Origin of the sequence: Actinocrinis sp., from assembly GCF_035938995.1 — a bacterium.
In the GTDB taxonomy this organism is placed as follows: Bacteria; Actinomycetota; Actinomycetes; order Streptomycetales; family Catenulisporaceae; genus DASZGI01.
This window is the reverse complement of the sequence record NZ_DASZGI010000084.1, coordinates 1-16,600: the sequence shown is the minus strand read 5'-3', so window position 1 is coordinate 16,600 and position 16,600 is coordinate 1. Positions and strand designations below refer to the sequence as shown.

Sequence of the window (16,600 nt, the reverse complement as noted above, 5' to 3'; positions counted from 1 at the left end):
GCTCAACCTCGTCATCGTGCTGCTGGTCGTCGCGTACCTGGGCGCGAGCAGCGCGGGCGCGCCGGTCACCGGGGCGCTGCACGCGGCCGGGTGGGCCGAGATCGTGCTCGCGGGGGTGGCGTTCTACATCGTGCTGGCGGAACTGGCGAACGAGACGCTGCACCGGCAGGTCTTCCCGCTCTTCCCGCTGCGCAGCCCGGCCGCGTGATCCCGGCATACAGGCACTGGAGATGCATATGAGAACACGAGCGCACGCGGCCCGGTGGCGCAACGAGCGTGCGGCCACGCGCGTGCTAGGGACTGGCGCCGCCCTGGCCGGGCTGCTGACAATCGCCGTCGTCCCGGCGGCCGGGGCCGCCCCGGCCGATGCGCGCGGCGCGTGGCAACCGGAGCCGGCGACGTACGGGGTCAGCGCGCCGAGCACCGTGCAGGTGACGATGGACGACGGGGTCCAGATTGCCGTCGAGGTGGTGTATCCCACCGATCCGGCCACCGGGGCGCGGGCACACGGGCGCTTCCCGGTGCTGCTGACGCAGAACCCGTATGGTGCCGGGCGCTCCGATCCGGCGGCGGCGGGTGATTTCCTCGTGCAGCGCGGCTACATCTACCTCGCCTCCGCGGTGCGCGGCACCGGGGCGTCGGGCGGACAGGTCGACTGGTTCGGGCCGCGTCAGGGCCGTGACGGCGCCGAATTGGTCGACTGGGCCGCCGACACCCTGCCCGGCTCGAACGGCGAGGTCGGCCTGGACGGATGCTCCTACCTCGGGGTGGATCAGTGGTTCACGGCCGCGGCCGTCGGCGCGCACTCCGCTCTGAAGGCGATCACACCGTTCTGTACGGACTCGAACTTCTACGACGACCTGACCGGCAACGGCGGGATTCCCACGCCGTTCGTCGCCGGCATCGCGCATGCCGAACCGCGCGGCCCACAGGACAATCCGGCCACCGACCCGCAGGCGGTCACGATCGCCCAGCAGGCCGACGGCGGGCCGCGCTCCTACGACAACGCCTACTGGCAGACGCGCGACGTGCAGAACCTGATGCCGAGCATCGTGGCCAACGGCATCCCGGCGCTGACCGAAGCAGGCTGGAACGACCTGTTCCCCGGCGGCAACCTCGGGGACTACGTCGCCGCACAGAACGCCTACTTCCACCGGCCGCTGACCGCGCCGATCACCGCACACGAACCGACCACCGGCCGCTACCAGGCGATCGTCGGCCCGTGGACCCATGGGGAGAACGTGAGCGGCGTGACACTTGAGAACCTGCGGCTCGAGTGGTTCGACACCTGGCTCAAGCACGAGCCCACCGGTATGGCCGACACGCGCACGCCCTTGCACATCTTCGAGAAGACCGCGGCCCGCTGGGTGGACACCGCCGCATGGCCGCCTTCGCCGCAGTCGGCGACGTACTACTTCGGCGCCGGGACGCTGAGCACGAACATGCCGGACGGCAGCGGTCACGACGCACTGAGCTGGGCGGCGGCGACCATGTCGAATGCGTTGACGTACACCACCGCGCCGCTCGGCCGCGCCGCGGTGCTCGACGGCCCCTCCGACGTGACGGTCTACGCCACCTCCACCACGCCGGACACCGAACTGAGCGCGACGCTCAATCTGCTGGCCCCCGACGGCACGGTGGTCAAACAGGCCGACGGAATCCTGCTCGGCAGCCAGCGCGCCCTCGACCCGTCCGCCAGCTGGTACAGCCAGGACGGCGTGCTGATCTCTCCAAGCCATCCGTTCACACAGACCAGTCAGCAGCCTGTAGTGCCGGGACGCGTCACCCGCTATGACATCGCACTGCTGCCTAATTTCACGCTGATCCCGGCGGGTGATCGGATCCAACTGGTGCTCACCAGCCAGCCCCTGGCGAGCTTCCACTTCCCGGTGGCGCCCACGCCGCAGCAACTCGCGCACCTGGCCGGCGGGGTCTACACCGTCGAGCGCGGCGAGCTGGGCGCCTCCCGGCTCAACCTCCCCCTCGCCCCGCCCGGCGCGTTCACCACCAGCCCCACGAACTGGGGACCGTCGTCCTGACGACGCGTCTCCCACCCGTTCGGGTGGCGCGGCCCCGCACCGGCCGCGCCACCCGGGCTCCCACCGCGATGTGAGATCACAACCTGCGAACGGACACTACGATGAAGCGGATATCGCCGCACTGTTTCGTCGCCGAGGTGACCGTCCCATGCCCGCTGAACGCGCCGTACGGCCGCGGCTGCGCAGGGACGCCGAGTTGAACCGGCTGCGCATCCTCGCCGCCGCGCGCGAGGTGTTCCGCGACCGCGGCGTCGCGGCCACGCTCAACGACGTGGCGCATCACGCGGGTCTCGGGGTCGGCACCGTCTACCGCCGCTTCTCCGACAAAGAGGAACTGGTCGACGCCCTGTTCGCCGACATGGTCAACACGGTCGAGTCCTACACGCGCGAAGCACTCGAGCACGAAGACGCGTGGACCGGGCTGGTCACCGCCCTGGAACGGGTCTGCGAGATCCAGGCCCTGGACCGGGGGCTGCGCGAGGTGATGCTCGGCACCGGACGCGGTCCGCAGCGCCAAGCCCAGATGGGCGCGCGGGTCGCTCCGCTGGTCGACCAACTGGTGCACAAGGCCCAGCAGCAGGGCACGCTGCGGCCCGACCTGCTGCCCCCGGACCTGCCGATCCTGCAACTGATGATTGCGGCGGTCACCGACCACACCGGCCAGCCCGAGCTGTGGCGCCGCTACCTCGTCCTGGTCATCGACGGGATGCGCGCACGCCCGCACGGGCAGAACACGCCCCTGCCGGCCGCGCCCGGCTCACAGGACCAGGTACAGCAAGCACTCGTGGACAGCAGCACGCGCCAGGCCGACGACCGAGGCCGCGCACCCCACGGCCGCGTGGCAGGCCAAAAAACCCCGCGCCGGTGATCCGCGGGCCGTCTCAGGACGGCGCACAGATCACCGGCGCGGCGCGGTGGAGGGTTACTGGATCCACGGCGCCTTGTACGTGCCGGTGTCGGCCAGGAAGGCGGTGAAATCCTCGGCGGCCCACTCCTCGGCGATCTTGCCGTCCTGCAGCCGGTAGAGGTCCGTCGCGTCCCACTGGACGTGGCGCCCGCTGGCGGGGATGCCCAGGAGCGGTCCGGTCTGCGTGCCGCTGACGATCAGGCGGACCACGACCTCGTCGCCCTGGCCGAAGATGTCCTGCGTCGAGGTGTGCAGATCAGGTATCGAGGTAACGACGGTGGTCATCAGGCCGGTGACGTTGGCGCTGCCGGCGACCGTGCCGACGGTGCCGCCGTGCCACGCCATGTCGGGGGTCAGGTACTTCGCCGCGTCGGCGCCGTGGTGCCCGTCGAGGACGTCCGCCATGAACGCCTCGACCACCTCCTCGTTGTCCCGGACCTTGTCAGACCCCCGCTCGTGGGTCTGCGCCGCCGACTTTCCGGTGGACTGGGTGCTCGTCGTCTGCGCGTTCGCCGCTGCTGTCAGGCCGCCGACGGTGACTGCGGTCACGGCCGTCCCGACTGCGATGCGCTGCCACATGCTCATGTCTCTCTCCTCTGGGTGCCCTGCTGTCAGATCACTGGGGCGGAAGGACGGCCGGTGATTCCTGACCGCTCGCCGTGGTCATCACTTTAATGCTCAAGTCATCTTCTTCGCAAGTGGCTTGCTGAGCACGATACTTCTGCTGTGGAAAGTTACTGAGCCACGCTCTATAGATTGACGATTCATGTAACGCCACCTGCGAATTCGGAGGCGGCGTTCGTCGCGCCGCCGCCCGGAACTGTCAGCTACGCAACGCGCTGCGCCTCCGCGGGCACACGAAGGCCCCGCCGCATCCAACGCGGCGGGGCCTGAAGGAGAGTCGCGTCAGCGCGCAGGCGAGTCGATGCGCTTCACGATCCGTTCGGCGTCCTGGCCCATCCGGCGCAACCGCTCGGGGGAAAGGTTGTCGATCACGAGGTGGCGCACATACGCGACGTGCGCCGGCGCCGCCGAACGCATCTTCTCCGCTCCGGGCGGCAGCAGGATGGCGTTGGTGAAGCGCCCGTCGGTCGGATCCGGCTCCCGCCGGACATATCCGCGCAATTCGAGCCGCTTGACCAGGTGCGACAAGCGCGACAGCGAGGTGCTCGTCCGCTCGGCCAGCTCACTCATCCGCAGCGTGTTCTCCGGCGCGTCATTGAGCATCGCCATGGCCATGTACTCGACCATGCTCACGTCGGCGTCCCGCTGAAGCTGCGTGTCGATGGCCCATGGCAGCCTGGTGAACAAGCGGACCACCGACAGCCACGAGGCCAGCTCTGCCGGACTGAGCCACAGGTCAGTGTGCTCGTCAGTCTGGGGCGTCTGCTCGGTCGCGGTCATTCTGCGAGCGTATCAGTCGCTTCTGAGCGCTCCGTATCACGCCGTGGCCGACGTAGATCGCGGTCGGACGCGGCCGCCCGAACTCTTGCGCGTTTCGGAACGCGGTTGTACGGTCTCGCTCAATCGAATCAGTTCGACAGAGGGCGGGTATGGCCGTCACGATCGCGGACGTCGCCCGGCGGGCCGGCGTCTCCCGCAGCACCGTGTCGTACGTGCTGAGCGGGGCCCGCTCGATCTCGCCGGAGACGCGGCTGCGGGTGGAGCAGGCCATCGAGGAACTCCAGTTCCGGCCGCACGCCGGGGCGCGTTCCATTCGCAGCGGCCGCAACGGTGTCATCGCCATGGCGCTGCCCATGGTCTACGGGCCGCACAACCAGGTGCAGATGCCGTACGTCTGGGCGACGCTGACCGCGGCGCAGGACCTCGGCCTCAAGCTGCTGATGCTTACCGACGACGACGGCGAGACCGCGATCCGCGACGCGGTGGTCGGCTCGCAGGTCGACGGGGTCCTGCTGATGGAGGTGCAGCGCAACGACCCGCGGGTGCCTCTGCTCAGCTCGCTGAAATGCCCCGCGGTGGTGGTCGGGACGCCGGACGACAGCGCGCGGCTGCCCTACGTCGACTTCGACACGGCGTTGGCGGGTCGGCTCTGCGCTGAGCAGTTGCTCGAGCTAGGGCACCGCCGCATCGCATACCTGGGCCAGTCCTCGGCCACGTTTCGCCGGGACGCCGCGTACGCCGTGCACGCGCGCGACGGCGCGCTCAACGCGCTGCGCGCTCAGAAGGTACGTCCTGTCTGGGCGCCCTGCGACGGACAGCCGGCCGATGTGGCCCGGACCGTCGACGGCCTCCTGTCGAAGGTCCGCGGCCTGACCGGTCTGATCGTTTACAACGAGCGGGCGCTTCCGCTGGCGCTGGACCGGCTCGCCGGTCTGGGGCTGCGGGTGCCGCAGGACGTCTCGGTCGTCGCGGTCTGCCCGGACGACGAGGCTGAGCGCCTGCGCATCCCGGTCACCGCGGTGTCCCTGCCGGTCGAGGAGTTGGCACACACGGCGGTACGGCTGCTGGCCGGGCAGGTCAACGGGGAGACCGTGCCCTCGGTGACGATCCTGGCGCCGACGCTGAAGGTCCGCGACACCACCGCGCCGGCTCCGGTCGGCGGCGCCGCCGCCACATCCGCCTGACCTAATCCGCAACCGTCTCCTGTTCTTCCGCTCTTCTTCGCGCTTCTCAAGCTTCGCGGCGATGTTCGCCGACGTGTCAGATTCATCGAATCAATTCGAAAGGTAAAGGCCATGATAAGTGCCTTCCACCGTGGGCGTCCTAGGACAGCACGCCGCGGTGCTCTCGCGGTGGCAGCCGTCGCCTCGGCGTGCGCGCTGACGCTGGCCGGCTGCGGCACCAGCACCGGCGGCTCCGGCTCGGGATCGGTCGACACGCTGAACGAGGTCGACTACTACGGCTCCGCGCCGCAGGACACGCAGATCCAGGGCGTTCTGAACGAGTGCGGCGCGCAGGTCGGCGTGAAGGTCGTGCACCAGCAGGTGCCTCGCGAACAGCTGATGCCCAAGCTGCTGCAGGAGGCATCCGCCCGATCGCTGCCAGACCTGGCGCTGATCGACAATCCGAACCTGCAGCAGGTGGCCGCGACCGGCGGCCTCGTGTCGCTGTCGCAGGCCGGGTTGTCCACCGCCGGCCTGTACCCGTCGATCGTGTCCGCCGGGACGTATCAGGGCCAGACGTACGGCATCGCGCCCGGCGTGAACGGCCTGGCGCTGTTCTACAACAAGGACATGTTCGCCGCGGCCGGGCTCAAACCGCCTACCACATGGGACGAACTGACCGCCGACGCCAAGGCCCTGACGACCGGCTCGCGGCGCGGGATCGCGTTCTCCGCGGTCGGCACCGAAGAGGGCAGCTTCCAGTTCGAGCCCTTCTTCTGGACCGCGGGCGCCGACCTCAAGAACCTCGCCTCGCCCCAGGCGGTGCAGGCGCTGACCCTGTGGAAGACCCTGGTCGACGAGGGCTCGGCGTCCAAGTCGGTGGTCAGCTGGACGCAGGCGGACGTCGACTCGCAGTTCCTGGCGGGCAACGCGGCGATGATGGTCAACGGCCCCTGGCAGATTCCCACCCTGGACGCCAAGGCGGGACTGAACTACGGCATCGTCCCGATCCCGGTGCCCTCGCCGTCGGCCAAGCCGGTCACCCCGCTGGGCGGCGAGGTCTGGACCGTCGGCCACAGCAACTCCGCGCGGGAAGCGAAGGCCGTGGCGGTGGTCAAGTGCCTGCTCAGCCCGGATCGCAGCCTCGAGTGGTCGAAGGACGCCGGCTACATCCCGAGCAATGAGGCGGCTGCCGCGCAGCTGGGCCAGTCCGATCCGCAGCTGGCCGCGTTCGTCACCGAAGTGGCCACCGCCCACGCGCGCACGGCCGAGCTGGGCACCGCGTATCCGAAGGTGAGCACCGCCCTGTACAACGCGATCCAGTCCTGTCTGGCCGGTGGGATGTCGCCGCAGGCCGCGCTCTCCCAGGCGCAGAGCCAAGCCGGGTCCTGACGATGGCCGCGGTGCTCAGCGAGACGTCTTCTGCCGCCGCTCAGGCGGCGGAAGACGCCCCGGCCCGAGCGCGCCGCCGCCGCACCGCGTGGCGCGCGGCCGGGTTCGTCGTTCCGGTTTGGGTGTACGTCATCTGCTTCTACGTGTACCCGCTGGTGTCCAACGTGCGGATGGGCTTCCAGAACTACACCGTCTCGTCCTTCTACACCGGATCGGCGCCCTTCGTCGGGCTGGCCAACTACCGCGCGATCTGGCACGATCCGCAGTTCGCCCAGACGGTCGTCAACACGGTGCTCTTCACCGTCGGATCGATCGTCTTCCAGTTCTGCATCGGCCTGGCGTTGGCGAGTTTCTTCCGCCGGATCTTCCCGTTGAACGGCGTGCTGCGCTCGCTGCTGCTGGTGCCGTGGCTGCTACCGCTGGTGGTGTCCGGGACCGTGTGGCGCTGGATGTTCTACAACGACTCCGGCGTGGTCAACCAGACACTGCTACACCTGCACCTGATCAGCCAGCCGATCCCATGGCTGGTGAGCACGAAGATGTCGCTGGTCGCCGTCACGCTGGTCAACATCTGGGTCGGCATCCCGTTCAACATGGTCATCCTGTACGGCGGATTGCAGGCCATCCCGGAGCAGGTGTACGAGGCGGCGTCGATCGACGGCGCGAGCGCGTGGCAGCGTTTCACGCGGATCACGCTGCCGCTGCTTCGCCCGGTGACGCTCGTGGTGCTGACGCTCGGGCTGATCTACACCGTCAAGGTCTTCGACGTGATCATGGTGGTGACGCAGGGCGGCCCGGCGAACTCTTCGCAGACACTGACCATCTACGGCTACGACCTCTCGTTCCAGCAACTGGCGTTCGGCCAGGGCGCCGCGGTCGGCAACCTGCTGATTCTGGTGGCGGTCGTGTTCGCCTGGATCTATCTGCGCGCGGTGCGCGAGCCGGAGGGACGGGGCCGATGAGTACGGGATTGATGGGTTCTAGGTTGCTGAAGACGGGGATCCGCCCGGCGGCTGCCGGCCGGGAGCGGCCCAGGCTCTCCAAGAGAGCCCGCAAGGCGCTGGGCACCAGCGTCGGCATCGCGATCGTCGCGGTGATGCTGTTCCCGCTGTACTGGATGTTCGACGCCTCGCTGCTGCGGCCGCAGGACCTGGTCAGCCGCACGCCGACCTGGTTTCCCCTGCACGGCACGCTGGACGGCTATCGCAATGTGCTGAGCAGCCAGGGCGGTCACCTGCTGATCAGCCTCGAGGTGTCGCTGGGTACTGTCATCCTGACGCTGCTGGTCGCGGCGCCGGCCGCCTACGGCATGGCGAAGCTGCGTGTGCCTGGCAGGCGTGCGCTGCTGTTCGCGCTGTTGGTGGCGCAGATGATTCCAGGCATCGTGATGGCCAACTCGCTGTACGTGGTCGCGGACAGGCTTGAGCTGCTCAACTCGCCGCTCGCGCTGATCCTGGCCGACTCAACGCTCTGCGTGCCTTTCGCGACGCTGATCCTGCATTCCTTCCTGCGCGGCGTGCCCGATGAACTCGGCGAGGCGGCCGCGATCGACGGCGCCTCGCGGCTGCGGACCTTCGTGTCGGTCATCCTGCCGGTGGCCCGCAACGCCGTGATCACCGCGGCGCTGTTCTCCTTCCTGTTCGCCTGGGCCGACTTCCTGTTCGCCGTCACCCTGACCACGCAGGACGACCGCGCGCCGGTCACCGTCGGCATCTACCGCTTCATCGGCGCGAATCTGACCGACTGGAACAGCGTGATGGCCACCGGCGTCATCGCGTCGATCCCGGCGGCCCTGCTGCTGATCGTCGCGCAGCGCTACGTCGCCGCGGGCATCGGCAGCGCCGCGGTCAAGGACTGACACCGCGGCTACGACACGACGATTTCGAACCCTGACCGAGTGCTTCGACCCAGGGAGCGTATGTGCTCACCCCATTCACCGTCGCCGACCACGTCCTGACCTGGCGCAGCGGCCATCACCTGTTGACCGTCCAGCCGTGGGGCGCCGACAGCGTCCGAATACGCGCCGGCCTGTATCGCATCCTGCCCGACCTGCCCGGCGCCCTGGAGCGCGCGCTGCCTCCGATCGAGCCGGTCGCGCCCACCATCGAGATCAACGGCGCGGAGCAGACCGCCACGCTGGTCCACGGCCGCGCGCGGGTGCAAGTGGACGGCGCGAACGGGCTGGTGTCCTTCCACCGCTCCGACACCGGAGCCGAGGTGCTTCGGGAGCAGCCCGCGCACTTCTGGTGGCCAGGATCGCGCCACTTCGAGGCCGCCGGAGCGGGCTTCCACCGCATCGAGCAGCGGTTCGCCGCCTACCCGGACGAGCGGATATACGGACTCGGACAACACGGCCACGGACGCCTGGACCAGAAGGGCATGGTGCTGGAGCTGGCGCAGCGCAACGGCGAAGTCTCGATCCCGTTCGCCTTGTCCAACCGCGGATACGGCCTGCTCTGGAACAGCCCGGCCGTCGGCCGCGTCGAGTTCGCCGCCAACGGCACCCGCTGGGTCTCCGACCGCGCCCGGCAGATCGACTACTGGCTGACCGTCGGCGACAGCCCCGCGGCCATCATGACCGCCTACGCCGGCGCCACCGGATTCCCGTCCGCGATGCCGGCGTGGGCGTCAGGCTTCTGGCAGAGCAAGCTGCGGTACCGCGACCAGACGGAGCTGCTGGAAGTGGCGCGCGAGTACGCCCGCCGTGGTCTGCCGCTGTCCGTGCTCGTGATCGACTACCTGCACTGGCGGCACCTGGGGGACTGGGACTTCGACGCCGAAGCCTGGCCCGACCCACGCGCGATGGTCGACGAAGTGCGCGCGCTCGGCATCGAGCCTGCCGTCTCAGTCTGGCCCTCTGTCAGCCCTCTGTCGGACAGCTACCTGGCCATGCGCAATGCAGGGATGCTCGCCGTGACCGACAACGGCGGCACCATGACCGGCAACTGGCCTGACGACGGCGGCTCCCCGACAGAGATCGGCGTTGCCTTCTACGACTCGACCGACGAGCGCGCCCGCACCTACCTGTGGGAGAAGCTCCAGGCGAACTACTACAAGCTCGGCATCCGCGCCTTCTGGCTGGACGCCTGCGAACCGGAGATCCGTCCCGCCCCGCACACGCTCAACTATGCAGCTGGTCCGGGCTGCGAAGTCGCGAACCTCTATCCGCGCGAGCATGCGCGCGGCGTGTTCGAGCACATGCGCGCCGCGGGGGAGGCCGAGGTCCTGTCGCTGGTCCGCTCCGCGTGGGCGGGTTCACAGCGCTACGGCGTCGCGCTGTGGTCCGGCGACATCCCCACGACGTTCCCCGCCCTCGCGGCCTCGATCCGCGCCGGGCTGAACGTCGCGCTCAGCGGCATCCCCTGGTGGAACACCGACATCGGAGGCTTCCACGGCGGCGACCCGGATGACGAGCACTACCGCGAACTGGTCGTGCGCTGGTTCCAGTTCGGCGCGTTCTGCCCGATCTTCCGCCTGCACGGCCACCGCGAGCCCCGTACCAGCCGCGGGCCGGTCGGCGACGGCGGCGGACCGAACGAGGTCTGGTCCTACGGGCCCGAGGCCTACGAGGCGATCACCGCCATGCTGCGGCTGCGGGAGCGGCTGCGCCCTTACATCCACACCCATCTGCGCGAAGGCCAGCGCACCGGCATCCCACTGATGCGCCCGCTGCTGCTTGCGTTCCCTGACGACGCGGCCGCCTGGGACGTCGAGGACGAATACCTCTTCGGCCCCGACATCCTCGTCGCCCCCGTCACCGAGTTCGGCGCCCGCCAGCGCCGCGTCTATCTGCCGGCTGGAGCGCAGTGGACGCACGCCGACTCCGGACACAGATACTCCGGCGGCAGTCACGTCACGGTGGATGCGCCGCTGCATCGCATTCCCCTGTTCGTGCGCGACGACGCCGAAACCCCGCTTTCCGAGGAGTTGCCATGAGTGGAATCGCCCTGCGCCGACCGCCACGCCCGAGCCCGGCCCGCTCGCCGCGCGCGGGCATCTCGCGCCACATCTTGATCGGCGTGGGACTCGCCGCCCCGCTCGGCCTGGCCGCCGCGCTCGTTCCCGCGTTCCCGGCCGCCGCCAACGCACCGGACACGACGGTCACCGTCGATGTATCGCAGACCGGCGCGGCTCCCACCCACGTCGGATCCGGCTTCCTCTACGGACTGAGCCAGGACGGATCAGGCCCCGCGGACAGTTGGCTGCAACCGCTGGCACCCACGCTCTTTCGCGGAGGCGGCGCAGGACTGCCAGGCGAAGGCTGGATCGGCGACGGCTACACCGCGGGAGCCGGGTACCGCGCCCGCATCGAGTCGGCGATCGACCAGGCGAAGCGGGTCACGGCGGCTCCCTACAACGCGCGCTACGACCTGCTGGTCTCCGACCTGTACGGCGCCGGAAGCTCGCAGCCGGCCAATACCATCGAGCCCTGCGACAATGGCGACTGTTCCAACTGGATCGTGTTCATCGACCAGGTCGTCAGCGATGTCAAGACCGCGGGCGTCATCATCGTCTACGACATCTGGAACGAGCCGGACGGCACCAGCTTCTGGCAGCGCGGTGTCAACAGCGCGCAGTATTTGGCGGGAACGCTCGACGACACGGTGGCCGGAACGGGAAATCTCGCGGCGCCGACCGGGCAATGGTGGGCCTACCGCGCCTACGGCAGCCTCACCGGCGCTTTGATCTCGTCCACCAGCGGAAACAGCGCCATCGCGGTGGCGGCCGCGGATCAGTCGACGGGACAGGCCAATGTGCTGATCGGCAATAACAGCGGCCAGACCGGCACGACGACCGTGCGCGTCCAAGGGCTCGGTTCCACCCCGTGGCTGACCGCCGGAAGCACCGTGCACGCCACGCTGATGCGGATCCCGGATCAGACCCCGCTGTCCCAACCGATCACCATGTCCGACTCCGATGTCACCATCGACAACGGCAGCATCAGCCTGCCGGTGGCGTTCCAGGCGGGGACTGACGCGTTCTGGCTCGTCCTGTCGCCGCACGGCGTTGCGCCGCCGACGCAGCCGGGCGGATCGGGCGGCACTCAGATCGTGGTCGACGGAAACGAGATTGGCACCGCTGACGACCAGTTCCAGTACGACGCGAACTGGGGCGTGACCGGCGGCCTGTCCGACATGTACGAAGGCACGGCCGACTGGAGCCACACGGCCGGCGCCACCGCGACGTTCCGCTTCACCGGTAGCCAGGTCGCCCTGCACGCGGTCCACGACTTCGACCAGGGCATCATGACTGTCTCGCTCGATGGCGAAGCACCGCAGACCATCGACAACTACGCCCCCGTGCGCGACGCAGCAGGGGTCGTATGGACGAGCCCGGCGCTGGCGGACGGGACGCACACGCTCACGATCGTCAACATCGGAAACCGCAACAGCGCGAGCGCCGGAATCAACATCGCCCTCGATCGCGCCGACGTAACCCCGTAACACCGCCGTATCTGACGAGGAGTCGCAATGGAGCGAACCCCCTTGCACAGCCCACCACCACGCCAGAGATCGACCCACTCGCCGCTCGCCGGCATCTCCCGCCATAGCTTGATCGCCGCAGGTCTCGCCGCCGTGCTCGGCGTAGCCGCCGCGGTTGTTCCGGCGGTCCAGGCATCCGCCAACGTCCCGGACACGACCGTCACCGTTGACGTCTCGCAGACCGGCAAGACCCCCACGCACGCCGGAGCCGGCTTCCTCTACGGCCTGAGCCAGGACGGATCAGGCCCCGCGGACAGCTTCTTGCAGCCGCTGACACCGACGTTGTTCCGCGGCGGCGGCGCCCGCATCGCCGGTGGCGGCTGGATCGGCGACAACTACACCGCCGGCTCTGGCTACCGCGTACGCATCAACTCTGCTATCGCGCAGGCGAAGCGCGTCACGACCGCTCCGTACAGCGCGCGCTATGACCTGCTGGTCTCCGACGTCTACGGCGCCGACACGACGCAGCCCTCGAACACCATCTACCCGTGCGACAACGGGGACTGCTCCAACTGGACGGCCTTCATCGACCAGGTCGTCAGGGATGCCCAGGCAGCCGGCGTCAATGTCGCGTACGACATCTGGAACGAGCCCGATGGCACCGGCTTCTGGCAGCGCGGCGTCAACAGCGCGCAGTACTTCCAGATGTGGGACACGGCAGTTCGCGAGATCAGGAGGCTGAATCCGTCCGCGCTGATCGTCGGGCCCTCGTACAGCGGTTACAACCACACCTGGCTGGACCAGTTCCTCGGCCAGACGAAGAACGACGGGACCCTGCCGAGTGTGCTGAACTGGCACTTCGGCAACGACCCGGCCGCCGACTCGGCTGATGCGGCGGCCTTGGTCGGCGCGCACGGCCTGAGCCCGATCCCGCAGTCGATCAACGAATACCTCTTTGGCAACCAGCAGAACGCCGCTTACACCGCCTGGTTTCTGAACCGTCTCGCCGTGTCGGGTGTCGGAGCCGCCGCGCACGCGATCTGGTCGGACTGCTGCACGGCAGGGACTCTGGACTCCGTCGTGGCCGGAACGGGCGACCTCGCGGCCCCGACCGGCCAGTGGTGGGTGTACCGCGCCTACGCGAATCTGACCGGCCATCTGGTGACGGCGAACAGCGGCAACGCCGGCATCGCGGTGGCTGCTGCCGCGGATCAGTCGGCCGGGCAGGCCAACGTGCTGATCGGCAACAACAGCGGGCAGACCGGCACGACGACGGTCACCGTCCAGGGACTCGGTTCCACCCCGTGGCTGACCGCCGGAGGCACCGTGCATGCCACGCTCCTGCGCATCCCCGATCAGACGCCGCTGTCCCAGCCGATCACCGTGTCCGACTCCGACGTGACGATCAGCAACGGCAGTATCAGCCTGCCGGTGGCGTTCCAGGCGGGGACCGACGCGTTCTGGCTCGTCCTCTCACCGCACGGAGTCCCGGTACCGGCGGGGCCGGGCGGCTCGGGCAACGGAACGATCATCGTCGACGGGAACGTGACGGGCACCGGCAACGATCAGTTCCAGTACGACTCGAACTGGGGTCTGACGACCGGGGTGCCCGACATGTATCTGGGTACTGCGAACTGGAGCCACACGGCCGGCGCGACCGCGGTCTTCCGCTTCACGGGCACCCAGGTCGCGTTGCACGCCGTCCGCGATGTCGACCAGGGCATCATGACCGTATCGGTTGACGGCGGAACACCGCAGACCGTCGACAACTATGCGCCGAGCCGCAATGCCTCGGGCGTCGTGTGGACCAGCCCGGCACTGGCGGCCGGGCCGCACACGCTGACCATCGTCAACACCGGGAACCGCAACAGCGCGAGCGCCGGCATCAATATCGCCATCGACCGCGCCGACGTCACCCCGAATTCGCAGCTCATCGTCGACGGGAACGTGACGGGCACCGGAAACGATCAGTTCCAGTACGACTCGAACTGGGGTCTGACGACCGGCGTGTCCGACATGTATCTGGGTACTGCGAACTGGAGTCACACGGCCGGTGCGACGGCGGTCTTCCGGTTCACCGGCACGCAGGTCGCATTGCACGCGGTGCGCGACTTCGACCAGGGGATCATGACCGTCTCCGTCGACGGAGGAGCGCCGCAGAGCATGGACAACTACTCCGCGACGCGCAACGCGTCAGGGATCGTGTTCACGAGTCCGGTTCTCGCGTCCGGATCGCACACGCTGACCATCGTCAACACCGGCAACCGCAACAGCGCGAGCGCTGGCATCAATATCGCCATCGACCGCGCCGGCGTCACGCAATAGACCGGTCCGCGGCCCGGATCCGTGGTGGCCGTCACGGATCCGAGCCGCGTTCCGCCGAAGCCGCCGCCGTCAGCGTGCCGGCGAGTCGATGCGTTGCACGATGCGCTCGGCGTCCTGGCCGAACCGGCGCAGACGCTCGCCGGACAGGTTGTCCACGACCAGCCGGCGTACGCAGGCCACGTGGCCGGGCGCGGCCTCCTCCAGATGGCGCATTCCGAGCGGCAGCAGGATCGCGTTGGTGAAGCGGCCGTCGGTGGGGTCTGGCTCGCGCCGGACGTAACCGCGCAACTCGAGCCGTCTGACCAGGTGGGACAGCCGCGACAGCGAGGTGTTCGTGATCTCCGCCAGCTCGCTCATCCGTATCGTCCACGCGGGCGCGTCGGAGAGCATCGCCATGGTCATGTACTCGACCAGGCTCAGGTTGGCGTCCCGCTGCAGCTGGGCGTCCATGGCCCAGGGGAGTCGTGTGACCAGGCGGACGATCGAAAGCCACGCGGCCAGTTCGGTCGCGTTGAGCCACACGTCCGCGTGCTCATCAACCATCGTCGACTCCTCGAGAACAGTCATTTGAGGGAGTAGCGATCCCTTCCGTGCTCCTGCGTGCGCCGTTGGGGCCCGGAGCTGCCGGGATTCGTCGACCGGGGCTCTGAGCTTGTCTTACAGAATAGCGTCACTCACATGAAGCTTCAAGTCATTTGGGAAGACTCTCAAGCTGGTCCGCGGTCCGGCGAGTCGGTGACGGCGGAGGGCGGCTCGGCGATCTCGGAAACGTTTGCGCTGCTGAGGCGGCTGCTCTCGACGCGGAGCGTCCAGGCCCAAGAAAACCTGCAAAGCTCACTTGACGGTTCAAGTCATGGCGGAGTAGCTTCTCGCTTGAAGGCGCAAGTTGAACCACTTCGCAGCATTATGGAAGTCAAGGAGCGGGCGCTCCCTCAGCCGCCCGCCCTCACGAACTGGACAGGAGGCCGAACGGCCATGAAAGTCGCACTCACCGGAGGAACCGGGTTCATCGGATCGCACGTGCTGGGCGAACTGCTCGAGCACGGCCACGAGGTCACGGCGCTCGTTCGCAACGAGGAGCAGGCGGCGGCGGTCGCCGCGCGCGGCGCCACCCCGGCCGTCGTGGACCTCTACGACACGCCCGCGGTCGCCCGCCTGCTCAACGACGCGGACGGCGCCGTCCACACCGCCAGCCCCGGGGACGCCACGAGCGCGAACCTGGACTCCGCGGTGGTCGACGCGGTGACCAGCATCTTCGCTGGAACCGGCAAGCCGTACCTCCAGATCAGCGGCCTGTGGGTTTACGGAACCAACACCGCCATCACCGAACAGTCGGGCTACCACGCACCCGCGCTTGTGTCGTGGAAGGAGGCGATCGAACGCCGGGTGTTCGGCGCGAGGGACATGCGCGGCGTGGTCATCGTGTCAAGCGTTGCCTACGGCGACGGCGGTGGCGGGATCCCCGGCGTGCTGCTCGGCTCACCACGGGACGATGCCGGCAACCTGATCATGCTCGGCACCGGGCAGCAGCACTGGTGCGAAGTGCACGTCGCGGACCTGGCCGATTTCTTCCGGCGCGTCCTGGAAGACGACGCGGCCCGCGGCCGCTACGTCATCGGCAACGGGACGGACCCGACCGCCGCCGAGCTCACCGAGGCGGCCGCTGTCGCAGTCGGCGCCCCGGGAGCGGTCCCGGGTTCCGAGGACGAGGCCCGGGCACGCCTCGGCGACTACTTCGCCGAAGTCCTCCTGCTCGATCAGGGCGCCGACGCGGCCAGAGCCCGGACCAAGCTCGGCTGGCATCCGTCGCGCCCGTCACTTGCCGAGGAATTCCGGCACGGCAGCTACCGCAAGTAACACCGGCTAAGGAGGAATGAAAATGGCACTGGACAACGAGCAGATCGTCCGGCAGGCGTACAAGATCGCCGAAGACATGGACATGGCGGG

At 68.8% G+C, this 16,600-nt stretch carries 13 protein-coding genes and 1 pseudogene; 11 read left to right on the top strand and 3 right to left on the bottom strand.

Annotation, left to right across the window (positions count from 1 at the left end; translation table 11 throughout):
• The 3 genes and pseudogenes from VGZ32_RS05515 to VGZ32_RS05505 all read left to right on the top strand — a co-directional run.
• A pseudogene (locus tag VGZ32_RS05515) lies at window positions 1-208 on the top strand (hypothetical protein); the annotation flags it as partial.
• Between the two features lie 28 nt (window positions 209-236).
• Window positions 237-2,039 (top strand): CocE/NonD family hydrolase, encoded by a 1,803-nt coding sequence (locus VGZ32_RS05510; RefSeq protein ID WP_326884724.1) that lies wholly within the window; start codon window positions 237-239, stop codon window positions 2,037-2,039.
• Between the two features lie 148 nt (window positions 2,040-2,187).
• Window positions 2,188-2,907 (top strand): helix-turn-helix domain-containing protein, encoded by a 720-nt coding sequence (locus tag VGZ32_RS05505; RefSeq protein ID WP_326884723.1) that lies wholly within the window; start codon window positions 2,188-2,190, stop codon window positions 2,905-2,907.
• Window positions 2,908-2,961: 54 nt separating this feature from the next.
• Here the strand turns inward: VGZ32_RS05505 and VGZ32_RS05500 are convergent, their stop codons facing one another.
• Together VGZ32_RS05500 and VGZ32_RS05495 are read right to left on the bottom strand one after the other, a co-directional pair.
• Entirely contained in the window at window positions 2,962-3,531 is a 570-nt protein-coding gene (locus tag VGZ32_RS05500; RefSeq protein ID WP_326884722.1) for an ester cyclase, read from the bottom strand.
• A 321-nt stretch (window positions 3,532-3,852) separates the two neighbouring features.
• A complete protein-coding gene (locus VGZ32_RS05495) occupies window positions 3,853-4,350 on the bottom strand; it encodes a MarR family winged helix-turn-helix transcriptional regulator (RefSeq protein ID WP_326884721.1) in 498 nt (165 codons plus the stop codon).
• A gap of 149 nt (window positions 4,351-4,499) precedes the next feature.
• Between VGZ32_RS05495 and VGZ32_RS05490 the strand changes: the two genes are divergently transcribed.
• From VGZ32_RS05490 to VGZ32_RS05460, 7 genes are all read left to right on the top strand, one after another.
• Window positions 4,500-5,534, top strand: a complete 1,035-nt coding sequence (locus VGZ32_RS05490) for a LacI family DNA-binding transcriptional regulator (RefSeq protein ID WP_326884720.1) — start codon at window positions 4,500-4,502, stop codon at window positions 5,532-5,534.
• A gap of 168 nt (window positions 5,535-5,702) precedes the next feature.
• Window positions 5,703-6,905: an ABC transporter substrate-binding protein gene (locus tag VGZ32_RS05485; protein WP_326884719.1), complete on the top strand. Its 1,203-nt coding sequence runs from the start codon at window positions 5,703-5,705 to the stop codon at window positions 6,903-6,905.
• A gap of 2 nt (window positions 6,906-6,907) precedes the next feature.
• Window positions 6,908-7,867, top strand: a complete 960-nt coding sequence (locus VGZ32_RS05480; RefSeq protein WP_326884718.1) for a sugar ABC transporter permease — start codon at window positions 6,908-6,910, stop codon at window positions 7,865-7,867.
• 134 nt (window positions 7,868-8,001) lie between these two features.
• Complete coding sequence (locus VGZ32_RS05475) at window positions 8,002-8,763, top strand: carbohydrate ABC transporter permease (protein WP_349263492.1); 762 nt, start codon at window positions 8,002-8,004, stop codon at window positions 8,761-8,763.
• 62 nt (window positions 8,764-8,825) lie between these two features.
• Window positions 8,826-10,841: a TIM-barrel domain-containing protein gene (locus VGZ32_RS05470; protein ID WP_326884716.1), complete on the top strand. Its 2,016-nt coding sequence runs from the start codon at window positions 8,826-8,828 to the stop codon at window positions 10,839-10,841.
• Entirely contained in the window at window positions 10,838-12,349 is a 1,512-nt protein-coding gene (locus VGZ32_RS05465) for a hypothetical protein (RefSeq protein WP_326884715.1), read from the top strand. The genes VGZ32_RS05470 and VGZ32_RS05465 overlap by 4 nt, the downstream gene beginning before the upstream one ends.
• 27 nt (window positions 12,350-12,376) lie before the next feature.
• Complete coding sequence (locus tag VGZ32_RS05460) at window positions 12,377-14,653, top strand: GH39 family glycosyl hydrolase (protein ID WP_326884714.1); 2,277 nt, start codon at window positions 12,377-12,379, stop codon at window positions 14,651-14,653.
• A 69-nt stretch (window positions 14,654-14,722) separates the two neighbouring features.
• Here the strand turns inward: VGZ32_RS05460 and VGZ32_RS05455 are convergent, their stop codons facing one another.
• Window positions 14,723-15,196 (bottom strand): MarR family winged helix-turn-helix transcriptional regulator, encoded by a 474-nt coding sequence (locus VGZ32_RS05455; RefSeq protein WP_326884713.1) that lies wholly within the window; start codon window positions 15,194-15,196, stop codon window positions 14,723-14,725.
• Between the two features lie 432 nt (window positions 15,197-15,628).
• Here VGZ32_RS05455 and VGZ32_RS05450 point away from each other — a divergent pair, with 432 nt between their 5' ends.
• Entirely contained in the window at window positions 15,629-16,510 is an 882-nt protein-coding gene (locus VGZ32_RS05450; protein WP_326884712.1) for an NAD(P)H-binding protein, read from the top strand.
• The last annotated feature ends 90 nt before the right edge of the window (window positions 16,511-16,600 follow it).